This window comes from Kitasatospora sp. NPDC059812 (assembly GCF_042732075.1).
Lineage (GTDB): Bacteria > Actinomycetota > Actinomycetes > Streptomycetales > Streptomycetaceae > Kitasatospora.
Window position 1 is genome coordinate 1 of record NZ_JBHWIO010000076.1, and the last position, 8,107, is coordinate 8,107.

Below are 8,107 nucleotides of genomic sequence, written 5' to 3' on the forward strand. Positions count from 1 at the left end.
CACCCACCGCGAGGTTGGTTTTCTGTGTGGGGTTGTTTTTTTTTCTAAACCCCCCGGGGCTGGCCCATGGGTTGCCCCCCCCCCCCGCCGGCCCCCCACACCCCCCCCCCCCCCCACGGGTCGTCGTCGGCCGACCGGGCGGCGTTGGCGACGCTGCTGGGCACCGGGGCCGGAGCAGCCGGGGCCCCGCCGGGCGACGCGGAGGCGGCCGGGTCGGCGGCGCCGGCCGGATTGGCGGCGGCGAAGTCGTGGCCGAGCACTACGCTGACGCCCTTGCCGCCGGCCTGGACGGTGGCGCCCGGGAACAGCTTCGCGACCGCGTCGGCCGCGGCGCGCTCGCCCGCGCCGTACTCGACGACCGTGGTGGCGCGCGGCTTGCCGGTCGCGTTGCCGACGCTGGTCACGGTGTAGCCGGCGCCCTTGACGGCCTCCGCGGCCTTGCCGCCGAGCCCGGTCGCGTCGGTGCCGTTGAGCACGGCGACCTTCACGTCGGCGGGCTTGGCCTCGCCGCTCTTGGCGTCCGGGACGGGAGTGGTGGCGGTGGGGCTGGGGGTGGCCTCGGCGGCGGGGGTGCCCGGCGCGGCGGAGTCCGCGGCGGTGGCGCTCGCGTCCTGGCCGTCCAGGGTGCGGTCGGCCTTGAGCGCGGCCCAGAGCTGGTCCGAGTCGGGGTGGAGCAGGGCGACCCGCGGGCCCTCGTAGCGCCACGGCGCCGTCACGAACTTGACGTCGTGCAGGTTGACGTCCTTGAGCGACATGGCGAAGGAGAGCAGCTTGGCCGCCGAGCCGAGGTCGGGGTCGACGGTGAGCGACTTGGTCGCGGCGTCGGCGAGCGGCAGCAGGGTGGTCGGGTCCATGCCGCGGGACTTGACCTCCTTGATGAGCGAGGAGAGGAAGGCCTGCTGACGCTTGGTGCGGCCGATGTCGGAGCCGTCGCCGATGCCGTGCCGCACCCGGACGAAGTCGAGCGCGGACTGGCCCTCCACCTTCTGTTTGCCCTTGGGGAAGACCAGCTTGCCCTTCTTGCCCAGGTTCGGGTTGAGATCGCCCTCGTGGATGTCGTTCGGCAGGCAGACCTCGACGCCGCCGACCGCCTTGGTCATCGAGGCGAAGCCGTTGAAGTCCACCACGATGGTGTGGTCGACCCGCAGGTTGGTGAGCTTCTCGACGGCGTTCTGGGTGCAGGCCGGGTTGCCCTGGTCGGTGTCGCCCACCGAGAAGGCGCTGTTGAACATCACATTGGTCTGTTCCTTGGTCCACTTGCCGTTCGGGAGCTTGCACGCCGGGATGGTGACCAGGGAGTCGCGGGGGATGGAGATGCCGACGGCGTGCTTGTGGTCGGCGTAGACGTGCAGCAGGATCGCGGTGTCCGAGCGGGCGCCGCCGTCCCCGCCGCCGCCGAGGTCGCTGTTGCCGTTGCCGCGGCTGTCCGAGCCGATCAGCAGGACGTTGACCGGGCTGCGGCCCTGGGCGTCCGGCGCCGCGGCGGCCGGGCGGTCCTTGCTGAGGGCGTCGCCGTCGAAGGTGGTGAGGTTGCTGTTCAGGCGGTAGTAGACGGCGCAGCCGCCGAGGACCAGGAGGGCGGTGCAGCCGGCCGTCGCCCAGAGCACCTTCTCCTTGGTGCTGCGCTTGGCCTTGGGCTTCGCCCGGCTCGTACGGCTGGCCTGACCGGCCCGGCCTGCCTGATCCGGCCGGCCGGCCTGGCCGCCGTCCGCCGGGCGGCCCTGCGCGGTGCGCTCCTCGGCTGTGCGGCCGTCGGGTATGTCGCCGTCGGGTATGCGGCCCTCCGGCGAGCCGCCGGCTGCCCGGCGCGGCGATTTTCCGGCTCCGGGGGAACCCCTGCGACCAGACACGTCGTCATCCTCCACAGTTGCCACGAAACCCCCGTCGGACCGGCGGGCGTGCGTGGCCGGGGCCGGAGCCGATCCGGGCAGGCCCGTCGCTAAACTTTTACACCGCTGTAGAAACTCAGTGGAGCATACTAGGCGCAGATGAGAAAACCACCTGGTCAGACCAGCGGATCCGGTCGGCCGGGCTCCTCTGTGCTGCTCAGAACCCGTACGAGGAGCACGATGACTCACCGGATCGCACGTTCGATAGCCGGCGCCCTGGTGGCACTGCTGGCCGCCGTCGGCCTCACCGCCGCGGCGTCGAGCGCGACGGCGACGGCCGCACCCCGGCCCGTCGCGGCCGCCGCCACCACCGTTTCCGTCACCGGCTCCGGCCCGGCCGCCCCGGCGGCGGGCCCGGCCGTCTCCGTCAGCACCCGGAGCGGTCAGACCGCGCCGGCCGCCCACCTCGCGGCCAAGGACGAGAAGAAGAAGTCGGGCTTCTTCGCCAAGCTCGGCAAGTTCCTGATCGTCGTGGTCATCCTGATCATCCTGTTCTTCGTGCTGCTGATCGTCGGCATCGTCTACGCCGCGAAGCGGATCTTCGGCCGCCGCAAGTGAGCCGCGGTGGCCCGCCCCGGCGCCGCTGCGGCACCGGGGCGGGCCACCCGGGCGCGATTGGCCCTGGGCGCGGCATGCGACCGGCCCGACGATGGGCGGCATGAGCGACTACCTCGGCCACCAGACCCCCGACGGACAGCAGGCCTCTGGCGGACACCAGACCCCCGACGGACACCAGACCCCCGAGGGCCAACGGACCCCCGACGGCCACCGGGCCCCCGGCGCGCTGCGCCCCGAGAGCCGGATCGTCCACCCACCCCTCGCGGACACCGCCGGCAGCCGTCCGATGGGCGTGCCGCTGCACCAGAGCCACCTCTTCGCCTTCGACACCAGCGACGCGCTCACCCAGGCCTTCAGCGGCCCGGGCGGGGCCTTCTTCTACAACCGCTACGGCAATCCGACCGTCCGCTCGCTGGAGACGGCGGTGGCCGACCTCGAAGGCGGCGCCGGCGCGATCGCCACCGCCTCCGGCATGGGCGCGATCAACACCGTCCTGCTCGCCCTGCTGCGCTCCGGCGACCACGTGATCGCCCAGCGAAGCCTGTACGGCGGCACCTTCGCCGTGCTCGCCGACCTCGCCGAGCGCTGGGGGGTGGAGGTCACCCACGTCGGGGGCGACGACCCGGCCGAGGTCGAGGCGGCGCTGCGGCCCACCACCCGGCTGCTGCACCTGGAGACCATCTCCAACCCCACGACCAGGGTCACCGACCTGCCCGGGCTGATCGGCGTCGCCAAGCGGGCCGGGGTGGTCAGCGTCGTGGACAACACCTTCGCGACGCCGCTGCTCTGCCGGCCGATCGAGTACGGCGCGGACGTCGTCATCCACTCGGCCACCAAGTACCTCGGCGGCCACTCGGACGTCCTGGCCGGCGTCGCCGTTCTCGCGGACGCCGAACTGCACCGCAAGGTCTGGCACTACGCCGTCGAACTCGGCGCCGCCGCCGACCCGTTCGCCGCCTGGCTGACCCTGCGCGGCCTCCAGACCCTCGCCCTGCGAGTCCGCCGGCACTGCGAGACCGCGCTCGACCTGGCCGGCCGCCTCGCCGCCCACCCCGCGGTCGGCGCCGTCCACTACCCGGGCCTGCCCGGGCACCCCGACCACGACCTCGCCCGCCGGCTCCTGCCCGACGGCCACGGCGGCGTCCTGGCCTTCGACCTCGTCGGCGGCCGCGAGGCGGCCCGCACCTTCACCGAGTCCGTCCGCCTGGCCGCCCTCGCCCCCTCCCTCGGCGGCGTGCACACCCTCGTGCTCCACCCGGCCAGCACCTCCCACCGCCAGCTCGACGACGCCGAGTTGGCCGCCGCCGGGATCGGCCCGGGGACGGTGCGGGTGTCGGTGGGCATCGAGCACCCCGAGGACCTGTGGGCGGACATGGAGGGCGCCCTGGCGAAGGTGTGACGGCAGCCCGCCCGGCGGCGCCGGGCTGCCGATCGCGTTTGCGTGCGCGTGCACCTAATTATAGGGTGCGTGCACACGCACACACTCTGCCCCGGAGAAGTCCGGGGAGACCCGAGGAGAGACCTCCATGGACACCGACGCCGCCCCGATCGTCCTCATCACCGGCACCTCCTCCGGGATCGGCCTCGCCACCGCCGTGGCCGCCGCCCGCGCCGGGTACGGCGTCGTCGCCACCATGCGCGACACCGGACGGGCCGAAGCCCTGCGGCGCGCCGCCGCCGAGGCGGGCGTCGACGGGCGGATCGAGGTCGAGCAGCTGGACGTCACCGACCCGGCCTCCGTCACCTCCTGCCTGGAGACCGTCCTCGCCCGGCACGGCCGGCTCGACGCGGTGGTCAACAACGCGGGCGCCGGCCACGTCGGCACGATCGAGCAGGACGGGACGGCGCCGGTGCGGGCCGCCATGGAGGTGAACTTCTTCGGCGTGGTCGAGGTCACCCGGGCCGCACTGCCGCACCTGCGGGCCTCCGGCGGCCGGGTCGTCACCGTGACCAGCGTCGGCGGCGTGGTCGGACAGCCCTTCAACGAGGCGTACTGCGCCGCCAAGTTCGCCGTCGAGGGCTTCATGGAGTCGCTGGCGCCGGTCGCCGCCACCGTCGGCGTGCACGTCACCGTCGTCGAACCGGGCGCCGTCGCCAGCGAGTTCATCGGCAACCAGGCCATCGACCTGCCCGCGCTGACCGCCGCGGCCGGCCCGTACGCCCCCGCCCTGCGGGCCTACGTCGACCGCACGCTGAAGGCCTTCGCCCAGGCCCAGACCCCGGAGCAGGCGGCCGCCCCGATCGTCGCGGCCCTCACCGCCGAGCGGCCGCCGCTGCGGGTGCAGACCTCCGAGGCGGCCCGGGCCTTCGCCGGCACCAAGCTGGCCGACCTGGACGGCTCGGTGGTGCGGCGGATGACGGGCGGCTGGGTGGCCTGAGGGATCCGACCCGGGGTCTGACGCGGCTGACAGGTCCGACGGGCTTGACGGGCTTGACGGGCCCGATGGTCCCGCTCGGGGCGGCTCGGGGCTGCTCAGGGCGGTACGGGGCTGCTCGGGACGGTACAGGGCCGGCGGCCGGGGTGGGAACGGAATGATCGCCGGTCATACTTGGGCGGCGGCGCCCGACACCGGACGCCGCGGGCCGTGCCGGCACCGCCCGGCGCAGCCCGCCAGCCGTCCCGCCCAGACCGGAGGAACCGATGAGCAGCCACCTGCCGACCCACCGCCCGGCGGCCGGGGCCCCGGCAGTGCCGTGGAACCGGCAGCGGCTGCGCAGCAACAACGAATGGCTGCTGCTCGAACTGCTGCGCACCGGCGGCGGCTCCTCGCGCGCCCAACTCGCCCGGGACACCGGCCTGTCCAAGCCCACCGTCTCCGCCGCCCTGGCCGCCCTGGAGCAGGCCGGGCTGGTCCGCGAGGCCGGCCGGCTGGCCCCCGAGCGCGGCCGCACCGCGGTGCTGTACGAGGTCGACCCGGCCGCCGGGCACGTGCTCGGCGTGGACATCGGGCGGGCCAGGCTGCGGGTCGCCGTCGCGGACCTCGCCGGGACGGTCGTCGCCCGCCGCGACGTGGCCAACCGGGGCCGCTCGGCGAACGCCGTCGCCGACGCCGTGGTCGCCGCCGCCCACGAGGCCATCGCCGAGGCGGGCCTGGCCGCCGACGACATCGTGCACGCGGTGATCGGCACCCCGGGCGTGTGGGACGAGCAGCGGCGCGGTGTCCGCTACGCCACCAGCCTGCCCGGCTGGGGCCGGCCCGGCCTGTTCGACCGGATCGGGGAGGGCCTGGGGGTGGCCGTCACCGTGGCCAACGACGCCAACCTGGCCGCGCTCGGCGAGTACACCCTCGGCGCGGGCCGGGGCAGTCGGATGTTCGCCTACCTGCTGGTCGGCACCGGCCTGGGCGTCGGCGTGGTCAAGGACGGCGAACTGCTGCTCGGCGCGCACGGCGCGCTGGGCGAGATCGGCCTGGTGCCGCTGCCCGCCCGCCCCGGTGAGCCTCCGGCGACCATCGAGCAGGAGGCCGCCGCGGACGCCGTGGTGCGCACCGCCCAGGACCTCGGGCTGGGCGGCGCGCCCACGGCCAAGCAGGTCTTCGAACGGGCCCGGGCCGGGGAGCCGGCGGCGGTCCGGGTCGTCGACCGTGAAGCCGGCCAACTCGCCTATGCCGTCGCCGTGTTGTCCGCCGTACTGGATCCGGACCTGGTGGTCCTCGGCGGCGGCATCGGCAACAGCGCGGACCTGCTCCTGGAGCCGCTGGAGCAGGCCCTGCACCGGATCGCCCCGATGCGTCCGACGCTTGCGCCGAGCCTGCTGGGGGAGGAGGCGGTCCTTCTCGGCGCGGTCGCCACCGCCCTGGAGACCGCGCGCCCCGAGGTGTTCGAGCGCCGGACGGCGGGGCTGCCCTAACGGCGGCCTGTGGCTCGGCCGACGGCTCGACCAGCCGCTCGGCCGGTCAGTCGGTGGCCAGGGTGAGGCCGTAGGCGCTCAGGATCGGGTAGACGGGCTGGAAGTAGGGCCGGCAATGCCAGGAACATGCCGGATTCCCCTGCGCTCCGGCGCTATACGCCTGTTGGGGCGGTAAGCGGCTCGGCGGTTCGGCGCAGCGTGACGGCGGACCGGAGGGCGGCGACGCTCGGTGGCCGGCAGATCTCGATCTGCCAACGAGTGAGAGATCCGTGCACAGATCGTGTGCGGGCTCTGCTTGAATCGCACACCTCATCCAAACGGAACGGAGCGTTCTCCACCCATGCCTTCACGCATACGCGGGCGTCGGCGCGCCGGCCTGGCCGGCTTCGCCGGACTCGTCCTCACCGTCGGTCTGGCGCTGACCGGTTGCGACCCGTCGGCCGCCGACGGCGGAGCCAAGGCCTCGCCCCCGGTGACCGCTCCGGCGGCCGCCACCACCCAGTCGACCCCGCCGGTCGCACCGCCCGCCGCGCCCCCGGCCAGCACGCCGCCGCCCGCGTCCGACCCCGCGCCGAGCACGCCGGCCGCCCCCGCGCCGGCGGCCCCCAGCACCCACGCGCCGTCGCCCACCCCGAAGGCGCCGCAGCCGAAGACCACCACGGCCCAGCCGCCGACCGCCCCGGAGCCGCAGCACACCGCGGCGGCCGGCGGCGCGGAGTGCGAGCTCCGCTCGAACGCGGGGAACTGCTATGCGGCCGGGCAGTTCTGCCGCAACGCCGATCTCGGCAAGAGCACCCATGACGCCAACGGGGGGATGATCTACTGCCGGATGGTCAGCGGCAAGCCGCACTGGCAGGCCTGAGCGAGGCCGACCGGGTGCGGGGGGCGAGCCGTCAGTTCCCGTGCCCGGTCGGCCCGTTCCCGCGGCCCGGGGGATCCTGGTCGAGCTGTCCGAGGGTGTCCCAGAACAGGTGCTCGTACGCCTGGAGCAGTCGGCCGTACTCGCGGGCTGCGGCCAGGGTCGGCTCGTCCAGCGGGTCCGGCCCGAGGGCGTCGGCGGCCTGCTGTTCGAGCGCGGTGGCGGGCTGGGCGAAGAAGTCGAAGAACGCGCAGGCCTGGTCGGGGAAGCCGTAGCGGTCGCGCAGGGCCTGCGCGATGGTGGAGCAGTAGCCGCCCCAGGCAGCGAAGTTGGTGACCAGGGCGACGGCTGCGGCGGTGGGCCCGCCGTTCAGCGCGAGCCAGGCGAGGTAGGCCGGGTAGGCCTGGCAGCCGGGCAGCGGTGGCCGGGCGGCGAGTTCGTCCGGGCCGAGGCCGCAGGCGGCGGCGAGGCCGGGCAGGGTGCGCAGCGCGGCGCTTTCGCCCTCGGCGAGGGTGGCGAACCAGGCGCTCACCGGACGGTCGGCGCTGCGGGTGGCGAGCAGCAGCAGGCTGCGCCGGTCGGAGGCGATGATCCGGTGCTGCTGGGCGGCGAGTTCGGCCAGGGTCGAGCGGGGCGCTGTGCCGTCGGCGAGCGCCGTGACGAGTGCCGGGGCGGCGTCGCCGGGCGCCAACTCGGCGCGCAGGTCGCGGATCTGGTCGAGGATCGGGTGGTTCACCGGTGCCTCCGTGGTGCGGTTCGGTCCCGGTGCCATTCCTACCGCCTGGCGGGGCCCAGTCGGCGGCGACAGGCCGGGGCGGTCCGCGGGTTGCTCCCGGCCCCCCCGGGGCGGGGGCCGGTGCGGGGGGTGGGGGGGGTTGGACACGACCCGGGGCCCGCGCGGGTGCACGAACCCGGCGCGGGGGGTGTAGCCCCCATTTAGGGCCTAATTGC

The 8,107-nt window shown here is 74.8% G+C and carries 7 protein-coding genes; 5 read left to right on the forward strand and 2 right to left on the reverse strand.

Features of this window, described 5'->3' with window-relative positions; all coding sequences use genetic code 11:
• Positions 1-44: 44 nt before the first annotated feature.
• Positions 45-1,850: an LCP family protein gene (locus ACFV6D_RS29600; RefSeq protein WP_380561793.1), complete on the reverse strand. Its 1,806-nt coding sequence runs from the start codon at positions 1,848-1,850 to the stop codon at positions 45-47.
• A gap of 219 nt (positions 1,851-2,069) precedes the next feature.
• Here ACFV6D_RS29600 and ACFV6D_RS29605 point away from each other — a divergent pair, with 219 nt between their 5' ends.
• The 5 genes from ACFV6D_RS29605 to ACFV6D_RS29625 all read left to right on the forward strand — a co-directional run bounded on the left by ACFV6D_RS29605 (position 2,070) and on the right by ACFV6D_RS29625 (position 7,159).
• Positions 2,070-2,447, forward strand: a complete 378-nt coding sequence (locus ACFV6D_RS29605; protein WP_063350731.1) for a hypothetical protein — start codon at positions 2,070-2,072, stop codon at positions 2,445-2,447.
• A 100-nt stretch (positions 2,448-2,547) separates the two neighbouring features.
• Positions 2,548-3,846, forward strand: coding sequence for a trans-sulfuration enzyme family protein (locus ACFV6D_RS29610; RefSeq protein WP_380561794.1), 1,299 nt, complete (start codon positions 2,548-2,550; stop codon positions 3,844-3,846).
• Between the two features lie 127 nt (positions 3,847-3,973).
• Positions 3,974-4,825 (forward strand): SDR family NAD(P)-dependent oxidoreductase, encoded by an 852-nt coding sequence (locus ACFV6D_RS29615; protein ID WP_380344786.1) that lies wholly within the window; start codon positions 3,974-3,976, stop codon positions 4,823-4,825.
• A 263-nt stretch (positions 4,826-5,088) separates the two neighbouring features.
• A complete protein-coding gene (locus tag ACFV6D_RS29620) occupies positions 5,089-6,297 on the forward strand; it encodes an ROK family protein (protein ID WP_380561796.1) in 1,209 nt (402 codons plus the stop codon).
• 340 nt (positions 6,298-6,637) lie between these two features.
• Positions 6,638-7,159: a hypothetical protein gene (locus ACFV6D_RS29625; RefSeq protein WP_380561798.1), complete on the forward strand. Its 522-nt coding sequence runs from the start codon at positions 6,638-6,640 to the stop codon at positions 7,157-7,159.
• Positions 7,160-7,190: 31 nt separating this feature from the next.
• On the opposite strand, the gene ACFV6D_RS29630 is transcribed toward ACFV6D_RS29625, so the two are convergent.
• Positions 7,191-7,892 (reverse strand): transcriptional regulator, encoded by a 702-nt coding sequence (locus ACFV6D_RS29630; protein WP_244293561.1) that lies wholly within the window; start codon positions 7,890-7,892, stop codon positions 7,191-7,193.
• Positions 7,893-8,107 lie beyond the last annotated feature (215 nt).

Excerpts from the sequence above, each read along its gene's own strand:
- ACFV6D_RS29620 (WP_380561796.1), top strand. The coding sequence starts at position 5,089 with ATGAGCAGCCACCTGCCGACCCACCGCCCGGCGGCCGGGGCCCCGGCA.
- ACFV6D_RS29610 (WP_380561794.1), top strand. The coding sequence starts at position 2,548 with ATGAGCGACTACCTCGGCCACCAGACCCCCGACGGACAGCAGGCCTCT.
- ACFV6D_RS29605 (WP_063350731.1), top strand. The coding sequence starts at position 2,070 with ATGACTCACCGGATCGCACGTTCGATAGCCGGCGCCCTGGTGGCACTG.
- ACFV6D_RS29615 (WP_380344786.1), top strand. The coding sequence starts at position 3,974 with ATGGACACCGACGCCGCCCCGATCGTCCTCATCACCGGCACCTCCTCC.
- ACFV6D_RS29625 (WP_380561798.1), top strand. The coding sequence starts at position 6,638 with ATGCCTTCACGCATACGCGGGCGTCGGCGCGCCGGCCTGGCCGGCTTC.